Annotated in this window: 14 protein-coding genes; 3 read left to right on the top strand and 11 right to left on the bottom strand. The window is 70.2% G+C overall.

Annotation, left to right across the window (positions count from 1 at the left end; translation table 11 throughout):
- Positions 1 to 11: 11 nt before the first annotated feature.
- Positions 12 to 1,388 carry an MFS transporter gene (locus QIS96_RS21950; protein ID WP_282544393.1) on the bottom strand — a complete coding sequence of 459 codons (1,377 nt, stop codon included), beginning with the start codon at positions 1,386 to 1,388 and terminating at the stop codon, positions 12 to 14.
- A 376-nt stretch (positions 1,389 to 1,764) separates the two neighbouring features.
- On the opposite strand from QIS96_RS21950, the gene QIS96_RS21945 reads away from it, so the two are divergent.
- The 3 genes from QIS96_RS21945 to QIS96_RS21935 all read left to right on the top strand — a co-directional run bounded on the left by QIS96_RS21945 (position 1,765) and on the right by QIS96_RS21935 (position 4,300).
- Complete coding sequence (locus QIS96_RS21945; RefSeq protein ID WP_282544392.1) at positions 1,765 to 3,237, top strand: aldehyde dehydrogenase (NADP(+)); 1,473 nt, start codon at positions 1,765 to 1,767, stop codon at positions 3,235 to 3,237.
- A 73-nt stretch (positions 3,238 to 3,310) separates the two neighbouring features.
- Positions 3,311 to 3,781 (top strand): NUDIX domain-containing protein, encoded by a 471-nt coding sequence (locus QIS96_RS21940; RefSeq protein WP_282544391.1) that lies wholly within the window; start codon positions 3,311 to 3,313, stop codon positions 3,779 to 3,781.
- Between the two features lie 99 nt (positions 3,782 to 3,880).
- Entirely contained in the window at positions 3,881 to 4,300 is a 420-nt protein-coding gene (locus QIS96_RS21935; protein WP_282544390.1) for a DoxX family protein, read from the top strand.
- A 28-nt stretch (positions 4,301 to 4,328) separates the two neighbouring features.
- Here the strand turns inward: QIS96_RS21935 and QIS96_RS21930 are convergent, their stop codons facing one another.
- The 10 genes from QIS96_RS21930 to QIS96_RS21885 all read right to left on the bottom strand — a co-directional run bounded on the left by QIS96_RS21930 (position 4,329) and on the right by QIS96_RS21885 (position 14,860).
- The gene (locus QIS96_RS21930; RefSeq protein WP_282544389.1) at positions 4,329 to 5,243 is read right to left on the bottom strand and encodes a LysR family transcriptional regulator; all 915 of its coding nucleotides are present in this window, start codon (positions 5,241 to 5,243) and stop codon (positions 4,329 to 4,331) included.
- 184 nt (positions 5,244 to 5,427) lie between these two features.
- Complete coding sequence (gene fdhA / locus QIS96_RS21925; protein WP_282544388.1) at positions 5,428 to 6,642, bottom strand: formaldehyde dehydrogenase, glutathione-independent; 1,215 nt, start codon at positions 6,640 to 6,642, stop codon at positions 5,428 to 5,430.
- 55 nt (positions 6,643 to 6,697) lie between these two features.
- Complete coding sequence (gdhA, locus tag QIS96_RS21920) at positions 6,698 to 8,068, bottom strand: NADP-specific glutamate dehydrogenase (RefSeq protein ID WP_282544387.1); 1,371 nt, start codon at positions 8,066 to 8,068, stop codon at positions 6,698 to 6,700.
- Positions 8,069 to 8,102: 34 nt separating this feature from the next.
- On the bottom strand, positions 8,103 to 9,239 hold the full coding sequence (locus tag QIS96_RS21915) for a hybrid-cluster NAD(P)-dependent oxidoreductase (protein WP_282544386.1): 1,137 nt from the start codon (positions 9,237 to 9,239) through the stop codon (positions 8,103 to 8,105).
- A complete protein-coding gene (locus QIS96_RS21910) occupies positions 9,236 to 10,531 on the bottom strand; it encodes an aromatic ring-hydroxylating oxygenase subunit alpha (RefSeq protein ID WP_282544385.1) in 1,296 nt (431 codons plus the stop codon). The genes QIS96_RS21915 and QIS96_RS21910 overlap by 4 nt, the downstream gene beginning before the upstream one ends.
- A gap of 396 nt (positions 10,532 to 10,927) precedes the next feature.
- Complete coding sequence (locus QIS96_RS21905; protein ID WP_282544446.1) at positions 10,928 to 11,539, bottom strand: MBL fold metallo-hydrolase; 612 nt, start codon at positions 11,537 to 11,539, stop codon at positions 10,928 to 10,930.
- A 29-nt stretch (positions 11,540 to 11,568) separates the two neighbouring features.
- Entirely contained in the window at positions 11,569 to 12,657 is a 1,089-nt protein-coding gene (locus tag QIS96_RS21900; protein ID WP_282544384.1) for an S-(hydroxymethyl)mycothiol dehydrogenase, read from the bottom strand.
- Between the two features lie 48 nt (positions 12,658 to 12,705).
- A complete protein-coding gene (locus QIS96_RS21895; protein ID WP_282544383.1) occupies positions 12,706 to 14,061 on the bottom strand; it encodes a potassium channel family protein in 1,356 nt (451 codons plus the stop codon).
- Positions 14,058 to 14,180 (bottom strand): hypothetical protein, encoded by a 123-nt coding sequence (locus tag QIS96_RS21890; RefSeq protein ID WP_282544382.1) that lies wholly within the window; start codon positions 14,178 to 14,180, stop codon positions 14,058 to 14,060. The genes QIS96_RS21895 and QIS96_RS21890 overlap by 4 nt, the downstream gene beginning before the upstream one ends.
- Positions 14,177 to 14,860 (bottom strand): GntR family transcriptional regulator, encoded by a 684-nt coding sequence (locus QIS96_RS21885; RefSeq protein WP_282544381.1) that lies wholly within the window; start codon positions 14,858 to 14,860, stop codon positions 14,177 to 14,179. Before QIS96_RS21885 ends, QIS96_RS21890 begins: the two co-directional genes overlap by 4 nt.
- Positions 14,861 to 14,873 lie beyond the last annotated feature (13 nt).

The following is a 14,873-nucleotide window of genomic DNA, read 5'->3' as shown; positions in this document are numbered from 1 at the left end:
CGGCACCCGGGCTACTTCCGGGCCGCCGCCCCCGTACCGATCGGGGCCGACGCCTCGCTCAGCTTCAGGCCCGTTGTCTCCGGCGCCAGGAAGTGGGAGACGACGCCGCCGATCAGGCTGATCGCGGCGGCGCAGAGCATCGCGGTGGCGACGCCGAACTCGCTCATCGCGAGCGGGAGCAGGAAGGTGCCCGCCGCGGCGCCGACGCGGGAGGCCGCGGTGGCGAAGCCGACGCCCGCGCCCCGGATCTCGGTCGGGAACACCTCGCCCGGGTACACGCCGGTCAGCGCCGTGGAGATGGCGTTGGCCACGGAGAACACGATGAAGCAGGAGATGACGAGGAGGGGCGAGACGTCCGCCCACAGGCCGACGACGACCAGTGCCACGGCCGAGATCCAGAACGGCGGAATGGCCAGCTTGCGCCGCCCGACCCGCTCGATCAGGACCACCGAGGCGATGGCGCCCGCGACCACCAGGCCGTTGAGGAGGAAGGCCCCCGACAGGCCGTCCTTCATGCCGAACTCCTCGAGGACGATGGGTGCGAAGGCGCCGATGGCGAAGTACGGGGTGACGTTGCAGACCCAGAACACGCTGCAGAAGATCGTCGCCTTGCGGTAGTCGCGGGAGAAGAGTGCGCCGAGGCCCCGGCCCTTGCCGCTGTCGGGGGTCTGCTCGGCGAGGTCCCGCTGGTCCTCCTCGTCCATGAACTCGGCGGCTACGCGGCGGGCCTCCTCCGTACGCCCCTTGGACATCAGCCAGCGCGGCGACTCCGGCGTGCCGAGGCGCAAGGCGAGGACGATCAGGGTGGGCACGGTGGAGAGGCCGAGGATGAGGTTCCAGTCGGCCGAGGTGGAGACGGCGAGGCCGTAGCCGACGGCGTACGCGAGCAGGTAGCCGACGTACCAGGCGACCTCCTGGATGGCGAGCAGCTTGCCCCGCAGGCGGGCCGGTGCGAACTCGGCCAGGAGGGGCCAGCCGATCGCGTAGTCGGCGCCGATGGCCACGCCCATCACGACGCGGACGAGGAACAGCTGGATCGCGTCGGTGACGAAGAACTGCGCGACGGAGCCTGCCAGGAACATCAGCAGAGTCGCGGTGAACATGGGGCGGCGGCCGAGGCGGTCGGCGAGGTAGCCGCCGACCGGGCCGCCGAGAAAGATGCCGATGAGGGCCGAGGCACCGATCAGGCCTTCCCAGGTGGCACTCAGGTGCAGGTCCTCGGAGATGGCGGGCATGACGACGCCGATGCCGCCGAGGATGAACCCGTCGATGAACATCCCGCCGGCGATCACGATGCTGAGCTTCATCAGGAAGCGGCGTTTCGCGGCCGACAGCGGCACCGGCGGACGGTTGCTGGGCAGGGTCGAGCTCGTGCTGATCTGAGTCACGGGTGTTTCCCTCGTCGGGGGCAAGAAGACGCCGCTGCGGCACCGGGCGGTCCAGAAGACGGGACGCAGGCCTGGTTCATTTTTCGAACGGCATGTTCATGAATCTTTGGGCGGCGCCTCCGCGGGGGTCAAGAGTCATGCACGGAGAAATCTCGTTTCTTGACCGCACAAAATCCGTGCATAACGCAGGCACCTAGCGGGGTGCCGGCGGGATCTCCACCCTGGGGACCTTGACGTACGGGCCCCCAGTTTCTAATTTTGAGCAAGACGTTCATAAAACGAACACCTTGACTCCGGTCGCTCCGGATGTGCCCGCAAACCACATCCGGCCGCCCGCACGCCCACACGTCCCGCCTCCGCAAGCAGAGGAACCACGATGCCCACCCGCGCCCACAGCACTCTCGAACAGGCCGACCAGCAGATCGTGGCCGCAAACGCCGCGTACGAGCAGGCCCGCGACGTCCCCCCGGCCACACGCGCCGGCTGGCTCCGGGCGATCGCCGACGCGCTCACCGCCTCCGCGGAGCAGCTGATCCCCCTGGCCCAGGCCGAGACCAACCTGCCCCAGGCCCGCCTCGAAGGGGAGCTGAAGCGGACCGTCTTCCAACTCCGGCTCTTCGCCGAGGAGATCACCGGCGGCGAGCACCTGGACGCCGTCATCGACCACGCCGACGCCGACTGGGGCATGGGCCCGCGCCCCGACCTGCGCCGGGTCAACGTCCCCCTCGGCGTCGTCGGCGTCTTCGGCGCCTCCAACTTCCCCTTCGCGTTCAGCGTCATCGGCGGCGACTCGGCCTCCGCGCTCGCCGCGGGCTGCGCCGTCGTGCACAAGATCCACGACGGACACCGGGAGCTGGCCGAGCTCACCTCCCGGATCGTGGCCGACGCCCTGACCGAGGCCGGCGCCCCGGCCGGTCTTTTCTCCTCCGTCACCGGGCGGGACGGCGCCGTGACCCTGGTCGACCACCCGCTGGTGCGGGCCATCGGCTTCACCGGGTCCACCGCGGGCGGCCGCGCCCTGTTCGACCGGGCCATGGCGCGCCCCACCCCGATCCCCTTCTTCGGTGAACTCGGTTCCCTCAACCCGGTGTTCGTCACCGAGCGCGCCTGGGCTCAGCGCCGCGAGGAGATCCTCACGGGCCTCGCCGACGCCGCCACCGGCAGCATGGGGCAGCTGTGCACCAAGCCCGGCCTGGTCTTCGTACCCGCCTTCGACACCGAGGCCGTCACCGCCGTTCTCCGCGACCACTTGGCCGGACGGGCGTACACCGCGCTGCTCACGCCGCGCCTGCGCGAGGGGTACGGCAGCGCACTCGCCGAGGTGACCGACCTGCCCGGCGTGGAGGTGCTGCTCGCGGGCGACGACGCGGAGGCCCCGGCCCCGACCGTCCTGCACACCACCGCCGCAGCCGTCCGCAAGGACCCGACCGCCCTGGAGCGCGAGGTCTTCGGGCCGACCACGGTCCTCGTCACGTACACCGACGAGGCCGAACTGCCCGAGCTGGCATCCCTGTTGGAGGGCCAGCTGACCGCCACCGTGCACGCCGAGCCCGGCGAACAGCTCGCCCCGCTCCTCGACCGGCTGCGCGAGATCGCCGGCCGCGTGCTGTGGAACGGCTGGCCCACCGGCGTCAGCGTCACGTACGCCCAGACCCACGGCGGCCCGTACCCGGCCACCACCGCCCCCGCCACCACGTCCGTCGGCACCGCGTCCATCACCCGGTTCCTGCGCCCGGTGACGTTCCAGTCCTTCCCGGACGAGCAGCTTCCGCCCGCTCTGCGGGAGGGCAACCCGTGGGGCGTCTCCCGGCGCGTCGACGGGGTCCGCGAGGCGCGGGCCGAGGGCTGATCCGGCCCGGGGACTCACACCCGGTGACCTGCCGCCACAACCGACACCTCCCGTAGACCGCCTGAGGACCACCATGACCGACCGCCCGTACGGCCCTCCGGTCGCGCCGCCGCCGCTTCCGGCAGTCGGCCCGCGCCCGCCCGTACGGGGATCCGTCGTCGCCGTGGTCCTCGGGTGGCGCGGGCGGATCGGTCTGTTCAAGCGCAGCGCACACGTCGGGCACGACGCGGGCCGCTGGCATTGCATCACCGGCTACCTCGACGAGGAGAGCACGGCCCCCGCACAGGCGCTGCGCGAGCTGTACGAGGAGACCGGGCTCTCGGCCGCCGACCTGGTGGACCTCAGACCGGGCCCCGTACTGGAATTGGCCGACCCACGCGGCGGCCACTGGCGCGTGCACACCTTCCACGCCGAGACCGAACGCCGCAGGCTCAGCCTGAACTGGGAGCACGACGCATACCGCTGGGTGGCGCCGCAGTCGGTGTCCCGGTTCGACGGCCAAGTCCCTTGGCTGCACGAGGTGTTGCGGCACCTGAACGGTTAGGACCCACTGCTCGGCGGGGCTGCTGACCGGCCCCGCCCGCCCCGCCGTACGCTGGAAGTGGACGTTTAAGGTTCAACAGCCAGTTGCTCGGAGGGCGTCATGGACGTGTTGGTACTCATCGGCCGCATCCTCTTCGCGGCACTCTTCCTCGGCTCGGCCGTCGGCCATCTCACCCGGACGACATACATGGCCGGCTATGCCGCCTCACGCGGCGTACCCGCCTCCACGCCGGCCACCGTCGGCAGCGGGCTGCTGATACTCGCCGGCGGCCTGAGCGTGCTCCTCGGCGTCTGGGCCGACCTGGGCGCCCTACTCCTTGCCGTCTTCCTGGTGCCGACCGCGCTGCTCATGCACGCCTTCTGGACGGAGACCGATCCGCAGGCCCGGCAGATGGAGCAGATCCACTTCCAGAAAGACCTCGCGCTGGCCGGAGCGTCCCTGATGCTCTTGGCCTTCTTCGCGTACGCGGGCAGCGATCTGGGCCTCACTGTAACGGGCCCGCTGTTCGACCTCGGCTGAGGTCGCCGTCAGACCGCGTTTCCCCGTGTCACGGCGACGGCAGTACCTCCGCCGCCGTCGCCGTGATCGTTTCGAGGGCCTGGGCGAGGACGGGGTTCTCGCGAGCTCCGGGACGGGTGACCGACAGGATGCGGCGCGAAGGGGCCGGCTCGCCGCTCAACGGGATGCGGGCGACCGAGACGTCCTCCCGCAGCCGGGCCAGACGCGGCACCAGGATCACGCCGAAACCGTGCGCGACGAGCGCCACGCCTGTGTCCCACTCGTCGGCATGGTGCGCGAGGTCAGGAGTGAAGCCCGCGCTGAGGCAGGCGGACAGGACGAGCTGGTGGTACGTCGAGTCCGGGCGGCCGAGGATCCACGGCTCGCGCGCGGCGTCGGCCAGCGTGACGCGGTTCTGTCGGGTCAGCGGGTGGTTCTGGGCGACGACCAGGTCGAGGGGGTCGTCGAGGAGTGGACGCTGGTCGAAGCGGCCGTCCGTCATCGGCGGGGAGTCCGCCGTCACGACGAGCAGGGCGAGGTCGGCTTCCTGGGCGAGCAGCAGGTCGTAGCAGCGGTCGGGCTCGGCCTCGATGATGCGCACCGTGAGGCGGGAGTGGCGGTCGCGCAGGTCGGCCGCGGCCGGCGGGAGCAGGCGACTGGCCGCGGTGGAGAAACCGCACAGGGTGATGCGGCCGGTCGGCTCGGAACTGGCGGCGGCCAGGTCGGCTCGGGCCCGTTCCCACTGTTCCTGGAGCAGTTCCGTGTGGTGCAGCAGGATGTACGCCGCTTCCGTGAGACGCAGTCCTCGGCCCTGGTGGACGACCAGTTCCTGGTCGACCTCGGCGGCCAGCTGGCGCAGTTGGTAGGAGACGGCGGACGGCGTGAAGTGGAGTGCGCGGGCCGCGGCGGTCACGGTGCCGTGCTCGGCCACCATCTGCAGGACGCGGAGCCGGGAATCGATCATGCGAGCATTTTGCACGGAAGGCGCAGAAGCATGTGATTTTCCTTGTGATTGATCGGCCACAGCGCGCTTGTAGAACGCGGGGACCTCGGAGGACGGCCCCCCGCCCCTGGCGTGGACACGCCCTGGGTGCAGTCAGGGAGCGTCCTCACTGCGGGCCGGCCGTCCTCCGAGGTGATCGGCGTCGCTACGCGGCCACCAGTCCGTGCGGGTCGATGACGTACTTCTTGGCGGCACCCCGGTCGAAGTCCTGATAGGCGTCGGGGGCCTGGTCCAGGGTGATGGTGGTGGCGTTGACGGCCTTCGCGATCTGCGCCTTGCCGCTCAGGATCAGGTTCATCAGCTGGCGGTTGTACCGCTTCACCGGGCACTGTCCGGTGGCGAACGAGTGCGACTTGGCCCAGCCGAGGCCGAGACGCACGCCGACCTGGCCGATCTTGGCCTGCTCGTCGACGCCGCCGGGGTCCCCGGTGACGTACAGGCCGGGAATGCCGAGGGAGGCGCCGGCGCGGGCGATGGCCATCATGTCGTTGAGCACCGTGGCGGGTGCCTCGCCCGCGTCGGGGCCGTGGCCGCGGGCCTCGAAGCCGACCGCGTCGACCGCCGCGTCGACCTCCGGCTCGCCGAGCAACTGCTCGATCATGTCGGGCAGTTCGGCGCCCTGGCTCAGGTCGACGGTCTCGCAGCCGAAGCTGCGGGCCTGCTCCAGACGGGCCGGGTTCATGTCGCCGACGACAACCACCGAGGCGCCGAGCAGCTGCGCCGCGTGGGCCGCGGCGAGACCGACAGGGCCGGCCCCGGCGACGTACACCGTGGAGCCGGTCGTGACCCCTGCCGTGTACGCGCCGTGGTAGCCGGTGGGGAAGATGTCCGACAGCATCGTCAGGTCGCGGATCTTCTCCAACGCCTGGTCGCGGTCGGGGAACTTGAGCAGGTTGAAGTCGGCGAACGGCACCATCACGTACTCGGCCTGTCCGCCGATCCAGCCGCCCATGTCGACATAGCCGTAGGCGGCGCCGGGGCGGGCCGGGTTGACGTTGAGGCAGATGCCGGTCTTGCCCTCGTCGCACATGCGGCAGCGGCCGCAGGCGATGTTGAACGGCACCGAGCAGATGTCGCCGGGCTTGACGAACAGCACGTCGTCACCGACCTCGACCACCTCTCCGGTGATCTCGTGGCCGAGGGTCTGGCCGAGCTCGGCGGTGGTGCGGCCGCGGACCATGTGCTGGTCGCTGCCGCAGATGTTGGTGGAGACGAGTTTGAGGATGACGGCGTGCGGCGCCGCCTTCTTCAGGCCCAGACCGTTCGCCACGTCGGCGGGCAATTCGAGCTTGGGGTAGTCGGTGGTCTCGACGCTGACCTTGCCGGGCTCCTGGTAGACCACAACACGGTTTCCGGACATGCGATACCGCCTCTTCATTGAGGGATGTGATGGTTGTACGGGCAGGCGACGGGGGTCAGATCACGCCGAGGTCGAGCATGGTGTCGGCCACCTTCAGGAAGCCCGCGATATTGGCGCCGACCACGTAGTCGCCCGGAGCGCCGTACTCCTCGGCGGTGGTCAGGCAGGTGGTGTGGACGTCGGCCATGATCTGCGCGAGCCGCCGGTCGGTGTCCTCGAAGGACCAGGCCGCGCGCGTGGCGTTCTGCTGCATCTCCAGGGCCGAAGTGGCCACCCCGCCGGCGTTGACCGCCTTGCCGGGGCCGAAGGCGACGCCCGCCTCCTGCAGGAGCCTAACGGCCTCGGGTGTGGTGGGCATGTTGGCGCCCTCCGCCACCGCTTCCACTCCCCCGGCGAGGAGACTGCGGGCCGCCTTCTCGTCGAGCTCGTTCTGGGTGGCGCAGGGCAGGGCGACCGCGCAGGGCACGTCCCAGATGGAGCCGCCCTCGATGTAGCGGGCCCGGGTCACGGTCTGCGCGTACTCCTTGATGCGCGTACGGCGAAGTTCCTTGATCTCCTTGACCAGTTCGACGTCGATGCCGTCGTCGTCGACGATGTATCCGCTGGAGTCCGACATCGCGACGACCTGCGCGCCGAGCTCCTGTGCCTTCTGCGCGGCGTAGATCGCGACGTTGCCGGAGCCGGACACGACGACGCGTCGGCCGTCGAGGACCTGGCCTCGTTCGGCGAGCATCTCGGAGACGAAGTAGACGGTGCCGTAGCCGGTGGCCTCCGTGCGGACGTGGGAGCCGCCCCAGCGCAGGCCCTTGCCGGTGAGGACACCGGACTCGTAGCGGTTGGTGATCCGCTTGTACTGGCCGAAGAGGTAGCCGATCTCACGGCCGCCGACGCCGATGTCACCGGCCGGCACATCGGTGTGCTCGCCGAGGTGCCGGTGGAGCTCGGTCATGAAGGACTGGCAGAACCGCATGATCTCGCCGTCCGAGCGACCCTTGGGGTCGAAGTCGGCGCCGCCCTTGCCGCCGCCGATGGGCAGCCCGGTCAGGGCGTTCTTGAAGATCTGCTCGAAACCGAGGAACTTCACGATGCCGAGGTTGACGCTGGGGTGGAAGCGCAGGCCGCCCTTGTACGGGCCGAGCGCGGAGTTGAACTCCACCCGGAAGCCCCGGTTGACCTGCACCTGCCCGGCGTCGTCGACCCACGGGACGCGGAAGACAAGCTGCCGCTCGGGCTCACACAGGCGCTCAACGACGCGGTGGCGTGCGTATTCGGGGTGCCGGGCGAGTACGGGCTCGAGGGATTCGAGCACCTCGCGTGCTGCCTGGTGGAACTCGGACTGTGCGGGGTCCCGGGCCTGCAGGGCGGCGTAGACGTCCGCCGTCAGGCGCAGGTCAGGGGCCGGGGCGGGCGCGTGCTGCACGGTCATGAACGTCCGTCCTTTATAAGTGCGTTGGCCTCGTTCACGCGTCGATGACGAGGTCTTCCAAGGGCGTCGAGCAGCACAGCAGGATCTTGCCCTGGGCACGCTGCCGGGGGCGCAGGCCGCCGTTGTCCCGCATGTCGACCGTGCCCTTGCTGAGCGGGGAGACGCAGGAGCCGCACATGCCCTGTCCGCAGGACGACGGGAGGGTGAGGCCGGCCTCGGCGGCAGCCTGGAGCAGCGTGGTGGTCGCGCCGCACTCGACGGTGGTGCCGGTGCGCGAGAACTCGACCGCGTACGTCGCCTGGGCTGTGCCGGTGTCCGCTGGAGTCGCGGGCACGGCGGTCGCGCCGTCGAAGCTCTCCTGGTGGTAGCGCTCCTCGGGCAGACCGGCCTCGGTCAGCATCGCGTGGACGGCCCGCATGTAGCCGGCCGGGCCGCAGACGAAGACCTCGCGTTCACGGAAGTCCGGGGCGATCTCCTCAAGGGCCTCCAGGGTGAGGCGGCCGCGGTGGCCCTCCCACTGCTCGGCCTCCCCGTCGGCCTCGCAGACGTGCGTGACGCGGATGTTCCGCGACGTCACGTCGAACAGCTCCAGCTCCGCGCGGAACGGGATGTCGTCGGGCGTACGGGCGCTGTGCACGAAGGCGATGTCCGCCGGTGCGCCGTGGTCGTACATCGTCCTGGTCATGGACATCAGCGGCGTGACACCACTGCCGCCGGACAGGAAGAGGTAGGCGGGCGCCGGGTGGTGGACGTTCGAGAAGTCACCGAACGGGCCGCGGGCGCTGACCGTGCTGCCCACCGTGAAGTTGTCGTGCAGCCAGTTGGAGACGCGCCCGCCGGGCACCCGCTTGACCGTGATGGTGACCGCGTGCGGGCGGGTGGGCGCCGACGAGATGGTGTAGCAGCGGCCCACCTCCTCGCCGTCGATGTCGAAGGTGAACGCGAGGTACTGGCCCGGCTCGTACGTGATCGTCCCCGGCCCCGCCGGTTCGAGCACGAACGTCTTCATGTCCGCGGTGACGTCCTCGACGCGGGTGCAGGCGAAGACGTGGTCCAGGTCGTCCTGCGGGTACTCCTGCGGGAGTTCCGGTTCGGGGAGCGGCGCGGTGGCGGCGTGGACGGATTCGCTCACGTAGCCGGCCCCGTAACCGTCGGAAGGGATCTCTGTCATCGCTTCAGTTCCTCCTCGAGCCGGGTGATGTACCAGTTGACGAAGGCCTCGACCTGGTGCTCGCTGGGCGCGTACGGGCCGGGGACGTAGGCCGGGTTGGTGACACCCTGCTGGCCACGGGCGACCAGAGCCGCGTCCTGGTCGTTGGTGGCCGTCCACACCTTCGTCATCGCGCCGAGGTCGTAGTCCGCGCCCTCCTCGGCGTCGGGGTGGACCAGCCACGTGGTGCGCACCAGGGTCTTGTCCGGGGAGATCGGCAGCGCGCTGAAGGTGATCGCGTGGTCGCCCACGACGTGGAACCAGCTGTTGGGCTGCATGTGCATGGACAGATAGCCGAGGCGCTTCTCGGGCAGGTCGCCCAGTGTCCTGGTGCAGGCGGCCGTGCCGTCCAGGGTGTAGGACTCGCCGGCCCCGTCCAGCGCGTCACGCTGCACACGGAAGCCGGTGGTGCGGGTGTCCACCTCCCGGATGTGCTCGTAGGGCAGCCCGAGCCGGTCGTAGACCTCGTACATCTCCGCCAGAGTCTTGCGGTAACGCTCGTACGTGGTACGGAGGTTGGGCGGGACGTCCTCATCGTCGTCGATGGCGAAGACGGGGAAGTAGGCTCCGATCAGCTCGGGGTGGCCGTCGCAGTGGTAGCACTCGCGGTTGTTCTCCAGGACCAGCTTCCAGTTGCCGTTCTCCACCAGGTCGGTGCGGTGGGCGAGCTTCGCGCCCTTCAGCGCGTGCGGCGCGAAGTACGGCTCGATCACCGCGGCGACCTCGTCGAAGTCGGCCGGCGGCTCCTCGGCCAGGCAGATGAAGATCAGACCCGCGACACTGCGCACGTGCACGGTGCGCAGCCCGAAGCTGCTGCGGTCGAAGTCCGGCGCCTGGGCCGGAGCGTGCATCAGCTCGCCGTCGGTGTTGTACGTCCACTTGTGATACGGGCACACCAGGTTGCCGATCTCGGCGCAACCCGCGTCCAGGAGACGGGCACCGCGGTGCCGGCAGACGTTGTGGAAGGCCCGCAGCTCCTCGTCGTCGTCGCGCACCACGATGACCGAGTAAGGACCGAAGTCGATGGTGGTGGTGTCACCCGGTTCGGGGATCTCCGCGTCGACGGCGACGAACAGCCAGTGGCGGCCGAAGATCGCCTTCATGTCGGCGTCGAAGAAATCCTGGTCCGTGTAGAAGGGAGCCTCCAGGCTCAGGCCGGCGGTCCGCCGCGCCACCAAGTCCTGTACCCGCTCCAGCTGGGAGGCCTTGAGATTCCCTTGTGCCACGTCGTTCCCCTCTCGGGAGCTGCCCATGTGATGTCCTCTGCCACGGGTTGGAAAGGGTGCGTCCAACCACTTCACTGTGGTGCGCATGTCGGCGGGAGCCGCTTCCGGGCAGGGGTGATGGGTGTAGAAAAATGTTCAACAGATGCTGTTCGGCAGGGAGTTGTGCTCACCTGCGGTATCCCTCAATTTTGCGGACGGATTCCCTGCAGGACAAGCAAACAGAGTCGTGGGGCATCGTGCGAAACGACTGCACAATCGCAGCGCGCGGGAGTGCTTCCCCCTACCGGGTTGCTGTGGTAGCCGCAGACTCGCGGCTTACGCCAACTCGCCCCGCCTGCACAGGCGTTGGACCGCAGACATGCCTGAGGCCCGGCACAATGGCCGGGCCTCAGGCATAGGAGTTGGTCACCGTCCGCGGTCAAGTCACTCCTGTACGTTGCCGACTTCGGCGCCGATGGTGGTGGACCCGCCGTGACCTGTACGGACGACGGTGGCGGGGTCGAGGGTGAGGAGCTCGGCCCTGATGGAGCGGACGATCGTGGGGAAGTCCGAGTAGGACCGTCCGGTGGCGCCGGGACCGCCCTGGAAGAGGGTGTCGCCGGTGAAGACGGTGTCCAGTTCAGGGACGTGGAGGCAGACCGCGCCGGGCGCGTGTCCGGGGGTGTGCAGGACCACCAGTTCCGTCCCGGCCACGGTGATCCGCTGGCCGTGGGACAGCTCGCCGTCCGGGGCGCGGTCGGGGTGCGTCTGCTTCCACAGGACCCCGTCGTCCGGGTGGAGGAGGATCGGCGCCCCGGTGCGGTAGGCGAGGTCGGGGGCGGCATTGACGTGGTCGTTGTGGGCGTGGGTGCACACGATGGCCACGACCTTGCGACCGTCGACGGCCTCGACGATCCGGTCCGCGTCGTGCGCGGGGTCGATCACGACGACCTCGTGCTCGTCGCCGACGATCCAGACGTTGTTGTCCACCTCCCAGGTACCGCCGTCGAGGGAGAAGGTCCCCGAGGTGATCAGGTGGTCGATGCCCACGCCCATGGGCGTGACCAGGTGATCCTTGCCCAGCATCAGAGGACCACCACCGAGCGCAGAACCTCACCGCGGTACATCTTCTCGAAGGCTGCCTCGACTCCCTCGATGCCGATCTCCTCGGTGACGAACTTCTCCAGCGGCAGGCGCCCCTGCTGGTGCAGGTCGACGAGCATGGGGAAGTCGCGGGAGGGAAGGCAGTCGCCGTACCAGGACGACTTCAGCGCGCCGCCGCGGCCGAAGTAGTCGATCAGCGGCAGTTCGGGGGCGGTCATGTCCGGGGTGGGCACGCCCACCAGGACGACGGTGCCGGCGAGGTCGCGGGCGTAGAAGGCCTGCTTGTACGTTTCGGGGCGGCCCACCGCGTCGATCACGACGTCGGCTCCGTTGCCGTCGGTCAGTTCGCGGATGGCCTCGACGGCGTCGTTCTCGCGGGAGTTGACGGCGTGGGTGGCGCCCATCTCGCGCGCCGTCGCGAGCTTGCGGTCGTCGATGTCCACCGCGATGATCTTCGCCGCCCCAGCAAGCCGGGCACCGGCGATGGCCGCATCGCCCACGCCGCCGCAGCCGATGACGGCCACGGAGTCACCCCGGCCGACCTCGCCCGTGTTGATCGCGGCGCCGATGCCCGCCATCACGCCGCAGCCGAGCAGGCCCGCGACGGACGGCGAGACCGTCGGGTCGACCTTGGTGCACTGGCCCGCCGCGACCAGCGTCTTCTCGGCGAACGCACCGATGCCGAGCGCCGGCGACAGCTCCGTGCCGTCGGTGAGCGTCATCTTCTGCTTGGCGTTGTGGGTGTCGAAGCAGTACTGCGGGCGGCCGCGGCGGCAGGCCCGGCACTGGCCGCACACAGCACGCCAGTTGAGGATGACGAAGTCGCCCGGCGCCACCTCGGTGACACCCTCGCCGACGGTCTCGACGAGGCCCGCCGCCTCGTGGCCGAGGAGGAAGGGGAACTCGTCGTTGATGCCGCCCTCCCGGTAGTGCAGGTCGGTGTGGCAGACACCGCAGGCCTGCACCTTCACCACTACCTCGCCGGGTCCGGGGTCGGGGATCACGATCGTCTCGACGGTGACGGGGGCTTTGGCGGAGCGTGCGACGACGCCGCGTACTTCCTGAGCCATGGGGAACTTCCTTGCTGGGTGAGGGAATTGGTTGCGGCGAAAGCAGCTTCAGCCACTGAGGGCGACGGCCACGTGCGCACAGCCCCGGCGCGCGGCCAAGGGCCAGGGCTCGAAGGTGCCGGCGGGCAGCTGCACGAGCGTGCGGTGCCGGTGGGCGATGACGCCGGTGGCCGGGGTGCCGAGCATGCGGGCCAGGACGTACGCGGCGGCAAGGCTGTTCACGTCGCGCACCGTCCCGAGGGGCAGCAGTGAGCGGGTCTCGGCGATCGCCTCGTGTTCGCCCGCACGAAGGACCACACGGGTGTCGGGTGCGACGCCGTGCGCGGCGATGGCGACGGCGACGTTGTCGAGGTCGTCGGAGCCGACCGCGGCGAGGGCGCGGGCCTTGTGCAGCCGCAGCTGCTCCAGGACCACCCGGTCGCCGCCGTGCCCTGTCAGTACGGGGATGCCGAGCGAGCGGGCGAGCCTGATGCCGGGGGCGGCCGGATCGCGTTCCACACCGACCACCGGCACGCCGAGCCGCCGCAGTTCACCGCAGAGGCGGATCCCCACCTGCCCCATGCCGACGACGATGACGTGCCCCGAGCGGGGCACCGTACGCGGCCCGACCAGGCCGACGAGGCGCGGCCCGAGCATCCGCTCGACGACCCCGGCGGTGAACAGCGCGCCGAAGACGACCGTGGCGAGCATCAGCACGCTGGCCAGTACGGAGTACGCGGCCGAATGGTCCGGCGCTTCGGCGGGGCCGACGGTGGCCACCACCCGGGCGGCGTCGAACAGCGCGCCGGCCGGATGGTGGCCGCTGGCAAGGAGCCAGATCAGGTCGGTGACCAGGGCGGTGAACATCCCGAGCAGGCCGAGGAGCAGGATGCGGGTGCCCGCGTCGTGCGGGCGCAACTGTCCGGCGAGGCGGCCGATCCGGGCCCGCAGCCGTACGCGTTCGGCTTGCCACGGCAGGCTGCTGACCGGACCTTCGTCGGTGACGCGGACGGCGTGGGTCGCCCCTTCCTCATGACGCAGCGCGCTGATGTCGGCGCCGAGGCAGGGCCCGGCCAGAACCGGCGCGGCCAGTTCGGCCGGTGAGGTCACGTGGCACTGCGGCAGCAGGCGCAGGAGTTCGTCGGCCACGGTCCGGTCGAAGATCGTGACGGTGATCGGCGTGCGCTCGCCGATGTGCGCCACGGCGAGCGCGTACCGCAGCGCGGCGACGTCGTCGTGGAGCAGCACGGCGACCGCTTCCGGCTCCGGCTCCATCGCCTCGCGCAGCTCGTGGTCGCGGGGCTCGGTGAGGTGCCGCACGGTGTGCCCGCACTCGCGGAGCGAGGCACACACCCGGCGGGCCAGGTTGGTCTCGCCGATGACGACGTACGTACAACTGCCCGGGGAATCAAGGGTGTTGCTCATCGCACGCTCTCGCAGTCCTCGGAACGGTACGGGTCGCAGCGCAGGCAGCGCGGGTCGCCGCAGCCGACGCACGAGGTCAGCGGCCGGCCGCAGTGGCAGGTCTGCTCCGTGGAGGTCACGTGGCCTCGCCCTCCTCGTCGAGCGTGGACTGGATGCGGGAGCGGGAGCTGAGCAACGAATCGCGGATGAGGTCGGCGACCGTGTCCGCGTCGCCCTCGCAGGCGGCGTCGACGAGGCGTGACTGGTACTTCCACAGCGTCGATTCCCGCTCGCCTTCGGCGGCCGCGGCACCGAGCACCTTGTAGGCACGGCACTGGTGCCACAGGCCACGGACGGTGTCCATCAGGACCGGGTTGCCGCCCGCGCCGTACAGGACGGTAAGCAGCGCCTCGTCGTGGTCGAGCGCGTCGCGCACCCGCCCTTCGTGCGCGGCCCGGTTCAACGCCTCGCACTCCTTGGCCATGCTGCGGACCAGTTCCTCGTCCAGACCGGCGACGCCCTGGCGGCCGGCCCCGGACTCCAGGAGCAGGCGTACGTCGTAGATGTGGATCAGCTCGCGGAGCGTGAACCCTTTGACCACGGCGCCCTTGTGCGGCTCCCGCTCGACCAGGCCGCTCTCCTCCAGGCGCCGGATCGCCTCGCGTACGGGCATCACGCTGGTGCCCATGCGCTCGGCGACGTCACGCACCCGCAGCCGGGTGCCCGCAGGAATCGCCCCGTTGATGACGGCCTGGTACAGGACGGCGTGCACCTGGTCGGTGAGCAGAGACGCCTGTACGAGCGGGGCCGCACCGGTCATCGGCCCACCCCGG

It is taken from the genome of Streptomyces cavernicola (assembly GCF_029968035.1).
Classification (GTDB): Bacteria; Actinomycetota; Actinomycetes; order Streptomycetales; family Streptomycetaceae; genus Streptomyces; species Streptomyces cavernicola.
The sequence above is the reverse complement of the archived record's forward strand: the minus strand, read 5'-3'. Positions and strand labels throughout refer to the sequence as shown.

What these genes read in the sequence shown, in the direction of transcription:
- QIS96_RS21945 (WP_282544392.1), top strand. Translation starts at nt 1,765, where the DNA reads ATGCCCACCCGCGCCCACAGCACTCTCGAACAGGCCGACCAGCAGATC.
- QIS96_RS21940 (WP_282544391.1), top strand. Translation starts at nt 3,311, where the DNA reads ATGACCGACCGCCCGTACGGCCCTCCGGTCGCGCCGCCGCCGCTTCCG.
- QIS96_RS21935 (WP_282544390.1), top strand. Translation starts at nt 3,881, where the DNA reads ATGGACGTGTTGGTACTCATCGGCCGCATCCTCTTCGCGGCACTCTTC.
- QIS96_RS21930 (WP_282544389.1), bottom strand. Translation starts at nt 5,243, where the DNA reads ATGATCGATTCCCGGCTCCGCGTCCTGCAGATGGTGGCCGAGCACGGC.
- fdhA (WP_282544388.1), bottom strand. Translation starts at nt 6,642, where the DNA reads ATGTCCGGAAACCGTGTTGTGGTCTACCAGGAGCCCGGCAAGGTCAGC.
- gdhA (WP_282544387.1), bottom strand. Translation starts at nt 8,068, where the DNA reads ATGACCGTGCAGCACGCGCCCGCCCCGGCCCCTGACCTGCGCCTGACG.
- QIS96_RS21915 (WP_282544386.1), bottom strand. Translation starts at nt 9,239, where the DNA reads ATGACAGAGATCCCTTCCGACGGTTACGGGGCCGGCTACGTGAGCGAA.
- QIS96_RS21910 (WP_282544385.1), bottom strand. Translation starts at nt 10,531, where the DNA reads ATGGGCAGCTCCCGAGAGGGGAACGACGTGGCACAAGGGAATCTCAAG.
- QIS96_RS21905 (WP_282544446.1), bottom strand. Translation starts at nt 11,539, where the DNA reads ATGGGCGTGGGCATCGACCACCTGATCACCTCGGGGACCTTCTCCCTC.
- QIS96_RS21900 (WP_282544384.1), bottom strand. Translation starts at nt 12,657, where the DNA reads ATGGCTCAGGAAGTACGCGGCGTCGTCGCACGCTCCGCCAAAGCCCCC.
- QIS96_RS21895 (WP_282544383.1), bottom strand. Translation starts at nt 14,061, where the DNA reads ATGAGCAACACCCTTGATTCCCCGGGCAGTTGTACGTACGTCGTCATC.
- QIS96_RS21885 (WP_282544381.1), bottom strand. Translation starts at nt 14,860, where the DNA reads ATGACCGGTGCGGCCCCGCTCGTACAGGCGTCTCTGCTCACCGACCAG.